Origin of the sequence: Bariatricus sp. HCP28S3_A7 (assembly GCF_052066375.1) — a bacterium.
Lineage (GTDB): Bacteria > Bacillota > Clostridia > Lachnospirales > Lachnospiraceae > Allocoprococcus.
Genome location: NZ_JBQHSG010000001.1, coordinates 118,888 through 138,391, shown reverse-complemented (window position 1 = coordinate 138,391; position 19,504 = coordinate 118,888). Strand labels below are relative to the sequence as shown.

At 45.9% G+C, this 19,504-nt stretch carries 15 protein-coding genes and 1 other annotated feature; of the genes, 1 reads left to right on the top strand and 14 read right to left on the bottom strand.

The genetic code is table 11. The annotated features are described in order from the left end of the window. Positions 1-11: 11 nt before the first annotated feature. The 3 genes from plsY to ACTNA4_RS00660 are packed head-to-tail and all read right to left on the bottom strand — an operon-like array spanning position 12 to position 3,350. Positions 12-656, bottom strand: coding sequence for a glycerol-3-phosphate 1-O-acyltransferase PlsY (plsY, locus tag ACTNA4_RS00670; RefSeq protein WP_427806422.1), 645 nt, complete (start codon positions 654-656; stop codon positions 12-14). A gap of 1 nt (position 657) precedes the next feature. Continuing rightward, complete coding sequence (gene der / locus ACTNA4_RS00665; RefSeq protein ID WP_427806423.1) at positions 658-1,986, bottom strand: ribosome biogenesis GTPase Der; 1,329 nt, start codon at positions 1,984-1,986, stop codon at positions 658-660. Beyond that, positions 1,983-3,350: a DUF512 domain-containing protein gene (locus ACTNA4_RS00660; protein ID WP_441024491.1), complete on the bottom strand. Its 1,368-nt coding sequence runs from the start codon at positions 3,348-3,350 to the stop codon at positions 1,983-1,985. Before ACTNA4_RS00660 ends, der begins: the two co-directional genes overlap by 4 nt. Positions 3,351-3,462: 112 nt before the next feature. Here ACTNA4_RS00660 and ACTNA4_RS00655 point away from each other — a divergent pair, with 112 nt between their 5' ends. Further along, a complete protein-coding gene (locus ACTNA4_RS00655; RefSeq protein WP_427819131.1) occupies positions 3,463-4,641 on the top strand; it encodes a ribose-phosphate pyrophosphokinase in 1,179 nt (392 codons plus the stop codon). A 40-nt stretch (positions 4,642-4,681) separates the two neighbouring features. Here ACTNA4_RS00655 and aroB read toward each other — a convergent pair whose 3' ends face one another. The 11 genes from aroB to malQ all read right to left on the bottom strand — a co-directional run bounded on the left by aroB (position 4,682) and on the right by malQ (position 19,415). Beyond that, the gene (gene aroB, locus ACTNA4_RS00650) at positions 4,682-5,740 is read right to left on the bottom strand and encodes a 3-dehydroquinate synthase (RefSeq protein WP_441016015.1); all 1,059 of its coding nucleotides are present in this window, start codon (positions 5,738-5,740) and stop codon (positions 4,682-4,684) included. 33 nt (positions 5,741-5,773) lie between these two features. Continuing rightward, positions 5,774-6,787 (bottom strand): 3-deoxy-7-phosphoheptulonate synthase, encoded by a 1,014-nt coding sequence (aroF, locus tag ACTNA4_RS00645; protein ID WP_427806429.1) that lies wholly within the window; start codon positions 6,785-6,787, stop codon positions 5,774-5,776. A 124-nt stretch (positions 6,788-6,911) separates the two neighbouring features. Continuing rightward, positions 6,912-7,174: a binding site (T-box leader), on the bottom strand. A 64-nt stretch (positions 7,175-7,238) separates the two neighbouring features. Next, a complete protein-coding gene (locus ACTNA4_RS00640; RefSeq protein ID WP_427806430.1) occupies positions 7,239-8,108 on the bottom strand; it encodes a shikimate dehydrogenase in 870 nt (289 codons plus the stop codon). 88 nt (positions 8,109-8,196) lie between these two features. After that, positions 8,197-9,675: a polysaccharide deacetylase family protein gene (locus ACTNA4_RS00635; RefSeq protein ID WP_441015910.1), complete on the bottom strand. Its 1,479-nt coding sequence runs from the start codon at positions 9,673-9,675 to the stop codon at positions 8,197-8,199. Between the two features lie 206 nt (positions 9,676-9,881). Beyond that, the gene (locus tag ACTNA4_RS00630; protein ID WP_427806433.1) at positions 9,882-11,042 is read right to left on the bottom strand and encodes a phosphoglycerate dehydrogenase; all 1,161 of its coding nucleotides are present in this window, start codon (positions 11,040-11,042) and stop codon (positions 9,882-9,884) included. Positions 11,043-11,044: 2 nt separating this feature from the next. Continuing rightward, the gene (serC, locus tag ACTNA4_RS00625; protein WP_427806434.1) at positions 11,045-12,127 is read right to left on the bottom strand and encodes a 3-phosphoserine/phosphohydroxythreonine transaminase; all 1,083 of its coding nucleotides are present in this window, start codon (positions 12,125-12,127) and stop codon (positions 11,045-11,047) included. Between the two features lie 28 nt (positions 12,128-12,155). Next, positions 12,156-13,847, bottom strand: coding sequence for a biosynthetic-type acetolactate synthase large subunit (ilvB, locus tag ACTNA4_RS00620; RefSeq protein WP_427819127.1), 1,692 nt, complete (start codon positions 13,845-13,847; stop codon positions 12,156-12,158). 28 nt (positions 13,848-13,875) lie between these two features. Next, entirely contained in the window at positions 13,876-15,543 is a 1,668-nt protein-coding gene (gene ilvD, locus ACTNA4_RS00615; RefSeq protein WP_427806436.1) for a dihydroxy-acid dehydratase, read from the bottom strand. Positions 15,544-15,608: 65 nt separating this feature from the next. Further along, a complete protein-coding gene (leuB, locus tag ACTNA4_RS00610) occupies positions 15,609-16,694 on the bottom strand; it encodes a 3-isopropylmalate dehydrogenase (RefSeq protein ID WP_427806488.1) in 1,086 nt (361 codons plus the stop codon). 179 nt (positions 16,695-16,873) lie between these two features. Continuing rightward, positions 16,874-17,899, bottom strand: coding sequence for a LacI family DNA-binding transcriptional regulator (locus ACTNA4_RS00605; RefSeq protein WP_427806489.1), 1,026 nt, complete (start codon positions 17,897-17,899; stop codon positions 16,874-16,876). Positions 17,900-17,927: 28 nt separating this feature from the next. Then, positions 17,928-19,415, bottom strand: a complete 1,488-nt coding sequence (gene malQ, locus ACTNA4_RS00600; protein WP_427806437.1) for a 4-alpha-glucanotransferase — start codon at positions 19,413-19,415, stop codon at positions 17,928-17,930. Positions 19,416-19,504: the final 89 nt, after the last annotated feature.

The following is a 19,504-nucleotide window of genomic DNA, read 5'->3' as shown; positions in this document are numbered from 1 at the left end:
CTAATCTTTTTCTATGCTTCTTTCTTCTTCAGGCCGATTTTATTCTCTGTTCCTTCCCGAAGTCTCTTAATATTCGCTCTGTGCTGGAAGAAAGCTGATAGTGTAAACAACAGCCCTACCCCATACATTTCAAAAAGATAGTTCTGCGCCATTCCAAACTCCCCCATCTGTCCACAGATCACAAGTCCTGCCAGAAACAGTACCGTAACTACAAGTGACCCTAAAGAAACATATCTTGTAACCGCTACGATCACCACAAAAACCACAAGACATACCGCAGCCATTCTAAGATCCGTCACAAGGATCATACCAGCCGTAGCCGCAATTCCCTTTCCTCCCTTAAATCCGAGATAAAACGGATAGTTGTGCCCAAGTACTGCTCCGAATCCGGCATACAGTGAAAGGAGCGGCAGGATTTCCGGACACCGGCTTGCGAAGATTCCCCGGACTACCAGCACAGCGATCACACATTTAAAACAATCCCCCAAAAGAGTGATCGCGCCTGCCTTAACACCCATTGTTCTGAGTGCATTGGTGGAACCCGCATTTCCGCTTCCATGCTTGCGGATATCCATTCCATGCATTCTCCCGTAAATATATCCAGTCTGAAACAATCCAAACACATATCCTATTCCCAAACAAATAAGCCGTTCCATCCTACTGATCCTTCTCCTTTCTCTCACGTATAAAGAATTTCAGCGAAGTTCCCTTGAAGCCGAAGGCCTCGCGAATTCTGTTTTCCAGATAACGTGTATACGAAAAATGCATCAGTTCTTTATCATTTACAAAGATGACAAATGTCGGCGGCTTTACAGCGACCTGGGTAATGTAATACAGTTTCAGTCGTTTTCCTTTATCTGACGGGGGCTGCTGAAGCGCAACGGCCTCAGTCATGATCTCATTCAGAACACCGGTTGCAATACGGAGTGTCTGATTTTCGATGACCATATCGATCATATCAAACAGTTTCGGAAGTCTCTGTCCCGTTTTGGCTGAGACATACATGATTTCTGCATAAGGCATGAAGGAGAGAACCATACGGATCTTCTGCTCATATTCCTTCACGGTCTTGTCATTTTTCTCAATGGCATCCCATTTATTTACTACAATGATAACCCCCTTACCACGGTCATGTGCGATTCCTGCAATCTTTGCATCCTGTTCAGTCACACCTTCCACCGCATCGATCACAATGAGGACCACATCCGCCCTCTCTACCGCAGTCACAGTACGAATGATACTGTAGCGCTCCAGCTCTTCCTTGATCTTATTCTTTCTGCGAAGTCCGGCGGTGTCGATAAAAACATATTCTCTTCCGTTATGCACAATATCCGTATCGATGGCATCTCGCGTCGTTCCTGCAATATCCGATACGATCACCCGGTCTTCCCCGATCAGCTTATTGATAATGGAAGATTTCCCAACGTTCGGCTTTCCTACGATCGCGATTCTCGGACGCTCGTCCTCCTCTTCTGTCCCGCTTCTTTCCGGGAAATGCTCCAGTACCTTGTCCAGCATATCCCCGATTCCGATCCGCTCTGCCGCTGAAATCGGCATTGGATCACCGATGCCCAGATTATAGAATTCATAAACATCCGGCATCATTTTCTGGAAATTATCTACTTTATTCACAACGAGGATCACCGGCTTGTGCGACCGTCTGAGCATGTCTGCCACCTTCGAATCCGCATCTACCAATCCCTGCTTCACATCAGTCATGAACAGGATCACGTCTGCCGTGTCGATCGCAATCTGCGCCTGTTCCCGCATCTGGGCAAGGATCACATCCCTGCTCTCCGGTTCAATACCTCCCGTATCAATCAGTGTAAAATCTTTATCCAGCCAGTTTACCTCGGCGTAAATACGATCCCGGGTCACCCCCGGCGTATCTTTCACAATTGCTATCTTCTCTCCTGCCAATGCGTTGAACAGCGTTGATTTTCCCACATTCGGACGCCCCACAATGGCAACTACAGGTTTACTCATAATCTTGCCCCTTTCGTTTGCTGTAATACTGCTTCTATAAAATCCTGACCGCTTGATTTTACAATATCTATCGGAACTTGTAAAGCATCCGATAATTCCGTCACGGTCACATCATCCAGAAATACTTCCTCTCCGCTCCGCAACATACTGCACGGGAGAAGAAGCGCATCTCCCAGATCCTGCCCCTTAAGCTGTGCGATCAGATCCTGTCCGGTGATCAGTCCTGCAACGGTGATCCGCTCCCCGAAGAAATCATTGCGGATCTCAAACAGATTCACATTCAGATTCGGGTACTTCGCCTTCAGCCGTTCCAGCATCTCCTTCAGATACGGATAGGCCAGTTTGCCCGTCGCCATGGACAGATGGATCTCTCTTCCATCACCTGCAAGCGGCTCATATGCTTCCTCAAATTCATTCAGAAGAAGGCGCAGCATACCTACCCCGTTCTCCAGCTGTAAATATCCGTCATACCGCTCCTCTTCCGGAAGTTCCTCCTCCGCCAGCAAATACCATTCGTCTCCGGCATGGATAAAATGTATTCCGTATTCTTCATAAATCTTTTTCTGCCACTTGTGAATGATGCCAAGTACTTCCTTTGCATCTTCTTTTGTAAACGGCTCCAGCGGATAGAGCCCGTCACGGAACTTCGTAAGTCCCACCGGAACAACCGATACGCTCTGAAGATTCGGAAGCCATTTCGTCATATCCCGGATACTTCTCTCCAGCTCTTCTCCGTCGTTGATCCCTTTACACAATACGATCTGCCCGTTCATCGTGATTCCGCCGTCGTATAAAATCTGAATCTTCTTCAGCGCATCTCCCGCAAAGCGGTTATGCAGCATCTTACAGCGAAGCTCTGGATTCGTTGTATGAATCGAAACATTGATCGGTTCCAGATGATAATCCACGATACGCTGTATATCATGATCGCTCATATTTGTCAACGTAATATAATTTCCCTGGAGGAAAGAAAGTCTGGAATCATCATCTTTAAAATACAGGGTGTCCCGCATCCCCTTCGGCATCTGGTCGATAAAACAGAACATGCACTTGTTCCTGCAGGAACGGTACTCATCCATCAGACCCTGTTCAAACTCGATTCCCAGATCTTCATCATAATCTTTTTCAATCTCAAGCTCCCATTCCTCTCCATTTTCCTTCTGGATCAGAATAAGAAGTTCTTCATCGTTCGTATAATAGTGATAATCAAATACATCTTCTATGATACTTCCGTTAATCTGAAGCAGCCTGTCTCCCGGTTCGATCCCCATTTCCCAGGCAATGCTTCCTTCTTCTACACTCTTTATAATATGCTCATGCTTCATAAAATTAAAAGCTCCCCATTTTCTATTCTTTCTTATCATACTAGATTTCCGCGAAAATTGCAATTTTTTACAGCTCTTTCTTGCCATAGTTCTAAAATAATGGTATAAATGAGTAGGAGAAATGAGCGACATTCGAATACAGGAGGCACATATGACAAATATAGAATTTATGGAAAAAGCGCTGCCGATCGCACCGCTTAAGATTATCGCTTTAAAGAGCTGCGAGCCGCTCGCAAAGAAGGTAGACAATTATATTGTCTCTTTTCGTAAGGAATCTCTTCATGATTTTCTGGATCCTGCGATTTTTTCTTCTTACGAAGCTGACACGTATCTGACAGAACACAACTGTCCGCGTTTTGGTACTGGGGAAGCCAAAGCCGTCATCGGAGAAAGTGTCCGCGGAAAAGACTTATTCATTATGGTCGATGTCTGCAACTACAGCCTTACTTATACCGTGAACGGACATCTGAACCATATGTCACCGGATGATCATTTCCAGGATTTGAAGCGTGTGATCGCCGCATGTACCGGTAAAGCACACCGCATCAACGTGATCATGCCGTTTCTCTATGAGAGCAGGCAGCACAAGCGTACCAAGAGAGAATCCCTTGACTGTGCCATGGCACTGGATGAGCTGGTTCAGATGGGCGTTTCCAACATCATCACCTTCGATGCACATGACCCGAGAGTCCAGAACGCAATCGCATTGAAGGGATTCGACAACTTCTCACCTGCTTACCAGTTTATGAAAGCACTTCTTAAGGCTGTACCTGACCTTGCTGTCGACAAGGAGCATCTGATGATCATCAGCCCGGACGAGGGTGCAATGGGCAGAGCCGTATACTTTTCCAATGTACTCGGTGTAGATATGGGAATGTTCTACAAACGACGCGATTATTCAACCGTTGTAAATGGGAAAAACCCAATTGTAGCGCATGAGTTTCTCGGGGATGATGTTCATGGAAGAACGGTCATCATCGTCGATGATATGATCTCATCCGGAGAAAGTATGTTGGATGTAACCAAGCAGCTCAAAGACCGCGGCGCCGCACGTGTATATGTTTGCACCACCTTCGGTCTTTTCACGGAAGGTCTCGGAAAATTCGACAAATACTACGAAAAAGGCTATATGGATGGATTGATCACGACCAACCTGACGTATCTTCCGCCTGAACTTAACTCAAAGCCGTACTTTATCAAAGCAGACATGAGCAAGTTCCTCGCACTGATCATCGATTCTCTGAATCATGACATCCCGATCAGCTCCGTTCTGAACCCGACCGACAAGATTCACGATCTTCTTGAGGGGCGCATGGCGAACCAGAAATAAATTCACGATTTTAAAAAGAGTTCCTTTCGGAACTCTTTTTTTATACCTGACGGTCTCCCGCGAAAAATTCTATGCTCGTCGGATATGCATAAGCATCTCCGATCTCGTGAAGCAGCACGACCTTCAATTTATTTCCCATTGTTTTCTTATCCAGCTTCATTGCCTCGATCAATTCCGGAAGCGGAAGATGCGCTTCTGTCGGAAGTCCATAAGCCTTCAGGACATTCTTGATTCTCTCGGCCTCCCCCGTTTTCGTAAGCCCCTTCTCCTCCGCGATCTTGGTGATCTGATACATTCCGATAGCAACCGCTTCTCCGTGGCTTTCTCTCTCATAGTGATAATACTGCTCAATCGTATGTGCCAGCGTATGCCCGAAATTCAGAAGAATCCGTTCTCCCATGTCAAATTCGTCTTCTTCCACGACCACTCTTTTAATGTTTACACAAGTCGCGATCACGTCGGTTAAATGCGCCTTCAGATTCTCGAAAGAGCCGTACTCTTCTAGTTTTGCAAATAATTCTGCGTCCTTGATGCATCCGTATTTAATGACCTCTCCCATTCCATCGGTTACATAGCGTTCCGGAAGAGTGTCCAGTACATCCGGATCGATCAGAACCATTTTCGGCTGGTAAAATGCGCCAACCAGGTTCTTTCCCTCCGGAAGATCAACTGCCACTTTTCCTCCTACAGACGAATCCACCTGTGCCAATATGGAAGTCGGGATCTGGACAAATTGAATTCCTCTTAAGAAAGTTGCTGCCACAAATCCTGCCAGATCACCGGTCACCCCACCGCCGAGTGCCACAATCAGATCCGTTCTGGTAATCTTCGCCTTCAGAAGTGAACTGTATACCCTCGGAAGGGTCTGAAAACTTTTAGACGGTTCGCCATGAGGAATGATTGTTTCATAGCATTCAAAACTTCCTGAGAGTTCTTTCTTAATTGCCTCTCCATAATAAGCGTACACACTGTCATCCGAGATGATCATCACTTTTCTGCCATGATATACTTCTTTGATCCGTTCGGCAGCCTGACCCATAATTCCCCTTTCTATATATATCGGATAACTATGTTCTTTTAAATCAACGACCATTTTGATACCTGGTTCACTCATGTTCTATCCTCCTGTCAATTACATTTTCTTACCTACAACTTCTGCAATCTGACGGATCTCTTTCAACAGGGTATCATATTTCGCCGGTTTCAAAGACTGTCCTCCATCGCAGAGCGCACACTCCGGATTGTTGTGTACTTCGATCATAAGACCATCTGCCCCTGCTGCAACCGCTGCTTTGGACATCGGTTCTACCAGCCACCATTTTCCGCCTGCGTGGCTCGGATCCACGATGATCGGAAGATGACTCAAACGTCTGATTACCGGAATTGCCTGTAAATCCAGTGTGTTTCTGGTGTAGCTTTCGAATGTACGTACACCTCTTTCGCACAGAATTACGTTCGGGTTGCCGGATGACATAATGTATTCTGCCGACATGATCCACTCTTCATATGTTGCATTCAGCCCTCTCTTCAGAAGAATCGGTTTCTTTGTTTTACCAAGCTGTTTCAAGAGATCAAAATTCTGCATATTTCTTGCACCAATCTGGATCAAATCTACTTTTTCATCAAATAAATCCAGATACTCTGCAGACATCAGTTCCGTTACGATTGGAAGGCCGGTTACTTCTCTTGCTTTGCAAAGGATATCCAGCCCCGCAAGTCCCATTCCCTGGAAAGAATATGGACTGGTTCTCGGCTTGAACGCCCCACCGCGGAGCATATTTGCACCGGATTCTTTAGCCGCCTTAGCGATCTCGATCACCTGTTCTTCACTTTCTACAGAGCAGGGTCCGGCGATCAGTGCCATATGGCCTCCGCCGACCTTAACACCTGCAACATCAACGATCGTATCTTCCGGATGAAATGCTCTGTTCGCCAGTTTATACGGTTCCTGCACATGCATAACTTTTTCTACGCTTTTATCCACTTCAAAAAGCCGCGGGTCAACGCGGACCGTATCGCCGATACATCCGATAATGGTAAGCTCTTCACCACGGACTGTATGCGTCTCGAGCCCTCTCGCGCGCACCATGTTTTCTACTCGCAAAATATTTTCTTCTGTTGTTCTTGGTTTTAATACAATAATCATAGTCTTTTTCCTTTCTGTCGCTTAAGATTTTGAAAAACATGCTCCCACCGGGAAGCGTACTTTTGCAGAAACGAAGTTTCCTATTGAGTCAATGGTAATAAAAAAACTCCCGTCTTCTGCACATACAGAGGACGAGAGTAATCATACTTCGTGGTTCCACCTCATTTCACAGTTACTTCACAGCAACTGCCTCGACAGGTACGCCTTTATTCCGGTTATACCCTTGCAGATAACGGCTGCTTCCGGAGATGCCTACTAATACTGTTACAGTAATTCAGCACTCTACTCCAAGAGGAATTCAATATAACTCGTTGTATCCTTATCGCACCTGCCAAGGACTCTCTGTGACACTTCATTATACCTACTACTTCTTTTCATCGTATTTCGATAGTAGAATATTCAATTTTATCAGCATATAAACCATAATACACAATTCAAACCGATTTGTCAATTAACGTTTAAAATATTTTTCCTTGATGATGTCAACCGGCATCTCACACCCGGTCCAGAGTTCAAAAGAAGCCGCGCCCTGATAAAGGAGCATATTCAGACCGTTTGCTGTCTGACATCCGACCGCTTTCGCCTTCTTAAGAAGAAGGGTTTCCTCCGGATTATAAATCACATCAAAGACAAACAGATCTTTCCGGAATACACTGTCGTCAGTTATAATGCAGCGGTCTGTACGCGGTGCCATTCCGATGGAAGTTCCGTTTACAAGGATGACACTCTCTGCGATCTCTCTCTTCAGAACTTCCGGATCTGAGAAATCATAAAGATTTAGCTTACATTCCGTCTGCCCTCTCAATTTTTCCATAATACCTTCTGCACGTGTAAAGAAATCATCTCGGATATTGAATACGGAGATCTCAGCCACTCCGTCCAGTGCCGCCTGAATCATGATTGCGGCCGCAGCTCCTCCTGCTCCGAGAAGTGTCATCTTCTTCCCGATAATATCCATGCCTTCTTCCTTAACTGATCGCATAAATCCGATTCCATCCGTTGTATATCCGGTCAACACGCCGTCATCATTTACCACTGTATTCACTGCCCCACCGATTTCTGAAGCAGGTGAAAGCTTATCAACCAGACTACACATCAGATTCTTATCCGGCATTGTAAGGTTAAAGCCCCTGACTCCCATGACTTTAAGACCTTCCACAGCAGTCTTCAAATGATCTGTCCCGACATCAAATGCCAAGTATGCATAGTCCAGCCCCAGTTGGCGGAATGCTTCGTTGTGCATCATTGGCGAAATACTGTGAGCCACAGGACTTCCAAGGAGGCCGGTAAGGACAGTATGCCCTGTTATTTCATATGCCATTTCTTTGTACCTCTCGTTCTATAGTTTCACACTGTAAAGCGTTACTATGCTATATGATACCACATTTTTAGAAAACTGCAAACACCTTTTATTCACTTTTTTGGAAGAATCCATATTTTCCGCCATTTTCCATCTGGATTCCTTTCGCCTCTGCCATCTCACTGATGGTAACAAGCTGATATCCGGCTTCCTGAAGCTTCGGAATCAATGCAATGGCCGCATCAATGGACTGTGTATGAATATCATGCATCAGAATGACAGCTCCGTCCTGGACATTATTCATAACTGCGTCGATCGTGGACTGCGTATTCCTCGTCTTCCAGTCCAGAGTATCTATAGACCACAGAATCATAGGCAAGCCTGCGTTCTGTTTAACTGTATCATTAATCGCACCGTAAGGAGGACGCATGACCGTCGCTTTCTGTCCACAAGCTTCGACGAGCTGATTGTTCGTGTCACTCATCTGTTTCTGGATTCCATTTGCATCCAGATTCGTCAGATTTGTATGATCATAGGAGTGATTGCCCAGTTCACAGCCGATCTCTGCCATTTTCTTCACAGTATCCGGATTCTTGCTCACCTGAGTTCCCAGCATGAAAAATGTCGCTCTTGCATCATATTCCGCCAGAACATCCAGCAGCTCAGCAGTTCTTGGCCCCGGTCCGTCATCAAATGTGAGTGCAACCATCGGTGCGTTCGGATCTACGCCGCCTTCCTCAGATTCCAGAACTCCGTCTTCGGAAAAGACGCATTTTCTCACACCGATTTTTTGTTCTCCGGTCAGCATCTTACCTTCCTGATCAAAATAATACTTATTATCATCCAGTGTCAGCCATCCGACCGTCATCATTCCCGTATCGTCAAAATAGTATTTTGCGCCGTCTTCTTCATACCAGCCGGTCTGCATGACACCCTTTTTATCGAAATAATAACGGGCCGAAGCAATTTCCTGCCATCCAATTACTTTCTTGCCGTCCTCTCCAAAATAATAGGTCCTGCCATGATAAGTGATAAAATCATTTGCAACATATGTACCGTCCCAGCGTTTGAATCGACTGTCATCCCATTCTCCGTATTGGTTCTTAACTTCAAAGACACCATCCTCAACATCAACCTTCACTTTACCAAACCACTCTGCATAAAGCGGCGTGGTGATCTCACTGGTAAGTTCTGCCTTGATTGGAAACTTTCCTTCCGTACTTCCGTCTCCATCGCACTCCAGCGTGAAGCCGATACCACGGTTCAACTCATCCACAAGATCCTGGATCGTATACCCCGTATCTTCATCCAGGACCGTCTCCACATCTCCGTCGCAGCTGGCTTTTGCTGTAAGAAGCGGCCTTTCCTCTCCCTGCACAACAGAAATGTCATCCACCTTCAGCGTAATCGGTATTTCCTGCTGTCCTCCTGCGACAGCTCCATGGCTGAGCAGTAATGCCGATACCAGGCATACCATCAGTACTCCCAGAATACTGATTGTGGAAACTTTGCCGTGTTTCTTTTTATTTCTACGTTTTATGGCTGCTCTTGCTCTTGCACGCGCCCTTCTCATGTCTTTCTTCTTCATTCGTATTACCCCACAATATCTATGTTTTTCTTGTTTTCATCTACATTATAAGGCATAGTAACTTCGTATACAATGGAAGATTTTCTTAAGATATATTAAAAATCAGAGTAGAATTTGTAATATTTGTAATATATGCCCGAACTCTTCTTTCACACGAAAAGAGCTGCGCATATCCTGCGCAGCCCACTGTTATTCTTATCGTTTCTCTATTCAATCACTCTGACTTTGAGTACTCCTTCGATTGCTTCCAGTCCATCCACAACCTCAGCACCGACTTCAGAATCCACATCCATCATAGTGTATGCATATGCACCGCTGTTCTTGTTCGTCATGTCATCGATATTGACATTGTCTTTTGCAAGCAATGCGGTAAACTGACCGATCATGTTCGGAATATTTCTGTGCATGATCGTAATACGGGTCTTGTCTTTCACGCCCATATCACAGGACGGATAATTGACAGAATTTTTGATATTTCCATTTTCAAGGAAATCTCTCAGTTCCTGAACAGCCATCTTCGCACAGTTGTCTTCAGATTCCTCTGTAGAAGCGCCCAGATGTGGGATAACGATCGCATTCTTCACGCCTGCGATCTCCGGTGTTGGAAAATCGGTCACATAACGCTTTACTTTGCCACTGATCAGAGCATCTACCATCGCTTCACTGTTCACAAGAACATCTCTTGCGAAATTCAGCACAACAACACCATCTTTCATTAAATCGATCGCATTCTTATCAATCATGCCTTTGGTATCCGGAAGTGCCGGTACATGAATCGTGATATAATCACATTCTTTATAAAGTTCATCTACGCTTTTGGCATGATGAATGCTTCTGGAAAGTCTCCATGCGGAATCTACAGAAACATACGGATCATATCCGTAAACATCCATTCCGAGATTAGTTGCCGCATTTGCAACAAGAACACCGATTGCGCCAAGTCCGATTACTCCGAGCTTCTTGCCCTCGATCTCACATCCCGCAAAAGCTTTCTTAGCTTTTTCGGCGTCTTTTGCGATATTTCCATCTTCTTCATTCTCCTGAACCCAGTTAATACCTCCGATGATATCACGGGATGCAAGAAGAAGACCTGCAATCACAAGTTCCTTTACCCCGTTCGCATTTGCTCCAGGTGTATTAAATACGACGATTCCCTGTTCTGCACATTTTTCCAACGGGATATTATTTACGCCGGCTCCTGCACGGCCGATTGCCTTCAGGCTTTTGTCAAATTCCATTTCATGCATTGCCGCACTTCTTACCAGAATGGCGTCTGCTCCCTTTGCATCGCTTGCCGGTGCATATTCATCTGTGAATTTATCAAGACCTACATTTGAGATTGGATTTAAGCAATAATATTTATACATAACTACAGATTCTCCTTCTCAAATTTTTTCATAAATGCAACCAGTGCTTCTACGCCTTCGTACGGCATTGCGTTGTAGATACTTGCACGCATACCGCCGACTGTACGATGACCTTTCAAGTTCTCAAGGCCTGCTTCTTTTGCTTCTCTTACGAATTTGGCATCCAGTTCATCACTGCCTGTTACGAACGGTACGTTCATAAGAGACCGATCCTTCTTCTCAACGGTGCCCTTGAATAGCTTACTCTGATCCAGATAATCATAGAGAAGTTTCGCTTTCTTCTCATTGCGCTCTTTCATCACTTCAAGACCGCCCATCTTCTTGAGCCATTTGAACACTTTTCCGCAAATGTAAATGCCATATGCCGGAGGTGTGTTGTAAAGTGATTTCGCATCTGCATGTGTTTTATACTGCAGCATGGTCGGAGTTCCCGGAAGAACATCCTCTGTAATCAGATCTTCTCTGATGATCACAATTACGGTACCTGCCGGTCCGATATTTTTCTGAACGCCACCGTAAATGATGCCGTATTTTGTCACATCAACCGGCTCAGAAAGGAAACAGGAAGATACATCAGCTACCAGAAGTTTTCCCTTGGTGTTCGGAAGTTCTTTGTATTTTGTTCCGTAAATTGTGTTATTCTCACAGATATAAACATAATCTGCATCGTCGTCAATCGGAAGATCAGAGCAATCCGGAATATAGCTGAATGTCTTATCTGCAGAAGATGCGATACGGTTTACCTTTCCGTATTTCTCAGCTTCAGCGGCAGCCTTTTTCGCCCACTGACCTGTGATAATGTAATCAGCAACCTTATTCTTCATCAGGTTCATCGGAATCATTGCAAACTGCTGGCTTGCTCCGCCCTGTAAGAATAATACTTTATAGTTGTCCGGAATATTCATAAGATCACGAAGATCCTGTTCCGCTTCTGTGATAATTTTCTCAAAAGCTTTGGAACGATGACTCATCTCCATAACGGACATCCCTGTTCCCTGGTAATCCAGCATTTCCTCTGCTGCTTCTTTAAGCACTTCTTCCGGCAGCACTGCCGGTCCTGCTGAAAAGTTGTAAACTCTTTTCATAGTCTTTTCCTCCATTCCTGCTTTAAAATTATTGTTCTTGTTTTTCTGCCTGCAGGTCTCCTTCATCAAACGCCTCGCTGATTGCAGCTCCAGGTGCCACCATCGGCCATACCTTATCATCACAATCAATCTGGCAATCTATTACGAACGGACCGTCACACGCAAGCGCCGACTGAAAAGCGGCTTCAAAGTCCTTCTTCGTCGTTGCGCGAATTGCCTTCGCTCCCATAGCTTCTGAAAGTTTTACAAAATCCACTGCATCATTCAGTACCGTCGCTGAATAACGCTGACCATAAAACAGATTCTGCCACTGACGCACCATTCCGAGTACGTGATTATTGATTACCACCTGGATGATCGGAATCTGATATCTGGCAGCTGTGGCGATCTCATTCATATTCATACGAAAGCAGCCGTCTCCCGCAATATTAACAACCGTTTTCTCGGGGCATCCCATCTTGGCACCAATGGATGCACCAAGTCCATATCCCATGGTTCCAAGTCCTCCGGAAGTCAGCAGGGTTCTCGGCTTGGTATATTTATAATACTGTGCCGCCCACATCTGATGCTGTCCGACCTCTGTGACGATCAGTGCCTCCCCTTTTGTCTGTCTGTAGATCTCTTCGACAACAAAAGGTCCCGTCAGAATATCCGGATGATAAGTCAGTGGATATTTCTGTTTGTACTCCTGAATCTTCCGAATCCATTCATCATGATTCTGCTTCGGAAGTCTCTCATTGATCAAGGTAAGTACTTCCTTGATATCGCCTACGACACCACAATCAATCATAACATTTTTGTTCATCTCTGCTACATCGATATCGATCTGAAGGATCTTGGCCTTTTCCGCAAATCTTTTTGCATTTCCTGTAACACGATCTGAGAATCTCGCACCGATTACGATCAGAAGATCACATCCGCTGACACCAAAATTCGAAGTTTTGGTTCCATGCATACCAAGCATTCCTGTATACAGTTCATCTGTACCCGGAAATGCTCCTTTTCCCATCAGAGTATCACATACCGGCGCCTGAACTTTCTCTACAAACGCTCTTAATTCCTCACTTGCATCAGAGAGGATTGCCCCGCCTCCGACGAAAATATAAGGCTTTTGAGCTTCACGAATCATCTGTAACGCTTGTTCTACATCTTCCATACAAATATCTTTTTTGTACTTCTTCACCGGCTCGATCTTCATCGGTTCATACTCTGCCATGTTTGCGGTAACATCCTTCGGGATATCGATCAGAACCGGCCCCGGTCTTCCTGACTGTGCGATGGCAAATGCTTTTCTGATCGTCTTTGCAAGCTCATTGACATCTTTCACGATAAAATTATATTTTGTGATTGGCATGGTGATTCCAGTGATATCAATTTCCTGGAAACTGTCTTTTCCAAGAAGCGGCACCCCGACATTACATGTGATAGCCACGATTGGAATCGAATCCATAAATGCTGTTGCGATTCCGGTTACCAGATTGGTGGCTCCCGGACCGCTTGTTGCAAAACATACACCGACTTTTCCGGTGGCGCGGGCATAACCGTCTGCTGCATGAGACGCGCCCTGCTCGTGAGAAGTCAGAATGTGCTTAATTTCATTACTATGCTTATATAATTCGTCATATACATTCAAAATTGCCCCGCCCGGATATCCGAAAACGGTATCAACGCCTTGTTCTTTTAAACATTCTATCAATATTTCAGAACCATTTAACCGCATGTTGTGCATTCCCCTTTGTACTTTATTCTTAACGCGGTATCTCCAGCACCGCACCGCGGTTTCCGGATGTTACCATTGATGCATATCGTGCAAGATAACCGGTTGTAACTTCCGGTTCTCTCGGCTGCCATTTTTCTTTTCTCGCTGCCAGTTCTTCATCCGAAACTCTGACATTCAGTTTCAGATTCGGGATATCGATCTCAATGATATCTCCTTCTTCGATCAGTGCAATTGGGCCGCCTACTGCTGCTTCCGGCGAAACATGTCCGATAGATGCGCCTCTGGAAGCTCCGCTGAAACGCCCGTCGGTGATAAGAGCAACCGATGAGCCAAGTCCCATTCCTGCGATTGCAGAAGTCGGATTCAGCATTTCCGGCATACCCGGTCCACCCTTCGGTCCGACATAACGGATTACGACAACATCTCCCGGATGAATCTGTCCGCCCTTGATGGCTGTGATTGCATCCTCTTCACATTCAAATACTCTGGCCGGTCCTTCGTGGACGAGCATTTCTTCTACAACTGCCGAACGTTTTACAACACTTCCGTCCGGCGCGATATTTCCTTTCAATACTGCAAGGCCGCCTGTCTGGCTGTATGGATTGTCGATCGGACGGATAACTTCCGGATTCTTATTAACACATCCCGCAATATTTTCTCCCACCGTTTTACCGGTTACGGTCATACACTCTGTATTCAGAAGGTTCTTCTTATTCAATTCGTTCATCACTGCATAGACACCACCGGCCTCATTCAGATCTTCCATATAAGTCGGGCCTGCCGGTGCAAGATGGCAAAGATTCGGAGTCTTTGCACTGATTCCGTTTGCGAAATCGATCTCGAAATCCATGCCGATCTCATGAGCAATAGCCGGAAGATGCAGCATACTGTTGGTAGAGCATCCCAAAGCCATATCTACAGTGAGGGCATTCAGGATCGCTTCTTTTGTCATAATATCTCTCGGACGGATATTCTTTCTGTAAAGTTCCATTACCTGCATGCCTGCATGCTTTGCAAGACGGATACGCTCTGAATAAACTGCCGGAATGGTTCCATTGCCCGGAAGTCCCATACCGAGTACTTCTGTCAGACAGTTCATACTGTTCGCGGTATACATACCGGAGCAAGAACCACAGGTCGGGCATACTTTATTTTCAAATTCACATACATCTTCTTCTGTCATCGTGCCTGCAGCATAAGAACCAACTGCTTCAAACATGCTGGAAAGGCTTCTCTTCTGGCCTTTTACATGACCGGCAAGCATCGGGCCACCGCTGACAAATATAGTAGGCACGTTGATTCGTGCTGCTGCCATCAGAAGTCCGGGCACATTCTTGTCACAGTTCGGAACCATAACAAGTGCATCAAACTGATGAGCCAGTGCCATTGCCTCGGTGGAATCTGCAATCAGATCTCTGGTTACCAGAGAGTATTTCATTCCGATATGTCCCATCGCAATTCCATCGCAGACAGCGATCGCCGGGAACATAACCGGTGTTCCTCCTGCCATGGCAACTCCCATTTTTACTGCGTTCACGATCTTATCCAGATTCATATGTCCCGGAACGATCTCATTGTAAGAACTGACGATTCCGACCAATGGACGATCCAGCTCCTCTTTGGTATATCCTAATGCGTTGAACAGGGACCGATGTGGTGCCTGTTGCATCCCTTTTTTAACATTATCGCTTTTCATTTCTATGTATCCTCCTGAATATCCTCTATGTATGCTTTATACTGACTTCAGCCAAGCAAGACTTCCTAATGAATCCGTTCACAGATCAAATCCCCCATCTGTGCAGTTCCGACTTTCGTGCATCCCTCCGACATAATATCACCGGTACGATAGCCGTCCTTCAGTACCTGCGAAACAGCTGCTTCAATTGCATCCGCTGCTTTGTCAAGATCAAAGCTAAACCGAAGCATCATTGCTGCAGACAAAATCGTCGCAATCGGATTCGCGATTCCCTTACCGGCAATATCCGGTGCGGACCCACCGCTCGGTTCATAAAGACCGAACTTCGTCTCATTCAGGCTTGCGCTCGCAAGCATTCCGATTGATCCGGTTACCATACTGGCCTCATCCGACAAAATATCACCGAACATGTTCTCAGTCAGAATGACGTCAAACTGCTTCGGATCTCTTACAAGCTGCATTGCACAGTTATCCACCAGCATGTGTTCCAGCGTCACTTCCGGGTAATCCGCCGCGACTTCCTCGACAACCTTTCTCCAGAGTCTGGAAGAATCCAGTACATTTGCTTTATCAACGCTGGTCACTTTCTTTCTTCTCTTCATAGCTATATCAAACGCTCTCACGGCAATCCTGCGTATTTCATTCTCATTATATGTCAAAGAATCATAAGCTGTTCTGACTCCTTCTTCTTCAACTGTTTTTCTCTCTCCGAAATACAATCCGCCGGTCAGTTCACGCATGATCATCAGATCGAATCCGCCCTCTGTTATCTCTTCTTTCAAAGGACAAGCGGCTGCAAGTTCTTCATAGAGAACTGCCGGACGCAGATTTGCAAACAAATTCAGCGCTTTACGAATCTTAAGCAGGCCGGCTTCCGGTCTTTTTGATGGTTCCAGCTGGTACCATGGAGATGTCTTCGCATCCCCGCCGATCGATCCCATCAGAACCGCATCACTTGCCTTTGCTCTCGCAATCGTCTCATCTGTCAGCGGCACTCCATGCACATCGATCGATGCTCCTCCCATCAGAAGCTGCTCGTATGTACACCGGAAACCATATATTTCTCCGGTCTTGTCCAGAACTTTCATTGCCTCGGTCACGATCTCCGGACCGATTCCGTCTCCCTTAATCACACCAATATTCAGATTCATCTTATTCATTCCTTCCGTTAATCTCCGGTTCAGAGGTCAGACCATCGTCCCCTCAAAATCTGTTAAACACTATAATATCCTATTTTCATCATAGTTTCAAGCCTTTAATTCGTAAAAGCGCAAAAATTAGAGTGCTCTCTGTTTTTGGCATCAAACAAAATGAAAAAGGGACCTATCTGTTAGATATGTCCCCTCTCTGTCGATTTTCTGACAACCAGCTTCGCCGGCAGAATTCTCCCCTCGCAACTTTTCTGCGTTTCAATCATCTGAAATAAGATCACCACCGACTCTTTTGCAATTTCTTCGACAGGCTGCACCATCGTTGTAATCGGTGGTTCAAAATACTCTGCAAATGCAAGACCGTCAAATCCCGCAACCGCCACATCCTGCGGGATTCGCTTTCCGGCTTCTCGCAAAGCCCGGATCGCCCCGACTGCCATCAGATCCGAAATTGCAAAAACAGCTGTAAATCCACATTTTCTTATGAGCAGCTTCTGCATCATCCGATATCCGTTTTCCATAGAATAAGCTGTATCCGTTTCATCCAGATAGCAGATCAGTTCGTCCCGCAAAGGAATCTGATGTTCCTCAAGTGCCTTCTCATACCCTTTCATCCGAAGATAACCCACATTGCTGTCATTCTTATCCGAAGCCAGAATTGCAATATTTCTATTGCCTGTTTCACAGAGATAATTTACGATCTCCCTGCTTGCATGATAGTCATCTGTGGCGACCCAGGATGCCAGTCTTCCTTCTGGAACCGCAGTCAGAGAAGCCGTACAAACCACAAAAGGAACCTTAATTTTCTTCAGGCGGTCCATCTTATTCTCAAAGCTTCCTCCGAGAAAGATCAGGCCTCTCAGCCGCTTCTCCGCGATCAATTCGGCCGCTTCCTCCAGCTCGTCTCTTCCACGAGTCATATGCCGGATGAAAAAAGCATAATGTCTCTTCCGTATCTCACGCTCCAGGACTTGCATCATAGTTGCAAAGAACGGATCATCAATCTCTTTAACCATCACCGCAATCGCCTGCGCATCGGTCCGTTTCAGATTTCTGGCACTGTTGTTCGGCACAAAATCCGATTCTGCCACGGTCTTCAGAATTCTCTCTTTCGTCTCCGGATTGATATCCGGATGATCGTTCAGCGCACGCGATACCGTACTGATGCCAACACCACATTTCTTTGCAATATCCTTGATCGTCATTCCCAAAGTTCAACAGTCCTCTCGTCAATTATTCCGGCAGTCTTCCGTAGAGCTTCGTCATCTTCCGGATCTTCTTAATAAGTTCCTTGCTAACCTCTTCTTTCTGAAGTCGCCAGATCCAGTTGCCGCCAAGCGTGGAAGGCTGATTGATTCGCGCCTCATTTCCCAGACACAAATAATCCTGGATCGGAATAATACAGGTATCGGCCACACTTGCCTGTGCCAGGCGGATAACCGCCCAGACGGCATCCTGCTCTTCCAGTTCTTTATATCCCATATATTTCAGTGCAAGGCGTTTGTCTTTCTCATTCAGTTCACGATACCATCCCGCAAGCGTCTCATTATCATGAGTGCCCGTATAAACCACACAATTTCTGGTATAATTATGCGGAAGGTAATCGCTCGGTTCTCTGGAATCAAACGCAAACTCCAGAACTTTCATTCCCGGGAATCCGGAATCAGCCACAAGCTGCAGCACGGAATCCGTAAGGAAGCCCAGATCTTCCGCAATGATCCTGAGCTTTCCAAGTTTTTCTTCCACGGCCCGGAAAATATCCATGCCCGGCCCTTTCTCCCAGTGACCGAATTCAGCCGTCTCATCTGCCGCCGGGATCCAGTAATACTCATCAAATCCTCGGAAGTGGTCGATTCGTATAATATCATACAACTTCTGACAGTGCGCGACCCGTTTGATCCACCACTCAAATCCCGTCTCTTTGTGGTACGCCCAGTCATAGAGTGGATTGCCCCAGAGCTGCCCGGTTGCGCTGAAGGCGTCCGGCGGACATCCCGCAACCCCGACCGGCATTCTGTTCTCGTCAAACTGGAACAATTCCGGATGTGCCCACGCATCCGCACTGTCAAATGCCACGTAGATCGGAATATCTCCGATGATCTCGATACCTTTATGATTTGCATAATCTTTCAATGCTTTCCACTCTTCCAGAAATTCGAACTGCAGGAACTTCTGGAAACGGATCCCTTTTTTATGCTCTTTTCTGAACGCTTCCAATGCCTCAGCATTTCTCAAACGATATGGATCCGCCCATTCGCTCCAGCTCTTTCCGCCATTCGCCTGCTTCAGCTCCATATACAGGGCATAATCATCCAGCCATTCCTCGTTTTCTTTGCAAAATGTCTGAAACTCCGGAGCGCTTTCGATCCCGCTTCTCTTAAATGCCTTCTTCAGGATCTCAAAACGGTTCAAATAGATCTTCTCATAATCGATATAGCGGCTGTCATTTCCGAAATCACAGGCACGGCATTCTTTCTTCTTAAGCCAGCCCTTTTTAACCAGCGTATTCAAATCGATAAAATACGGATTCCCTGCAAACGTTGAAAAAGACTGATACGGCGAATCCCCATATCCGGTCGGTCCCAGAGGAAGAATCTGCCAGTAACGCTGACCGGCTTTCTTAAGCATATCAACGAATTTGTAGGCTTCTTTTGAAAACGCCCCGATTCCATATTCTGACGGAAGACTTGCCACCGGCATCAGTATACCACTTGCTCTCATATCTGCACCTCTTACTCTTTCCGGAAACGTTATCGGTAACGTTTCCAATTAATATATTTTAAAAGCACTGCATAAACATGCAATGCTTT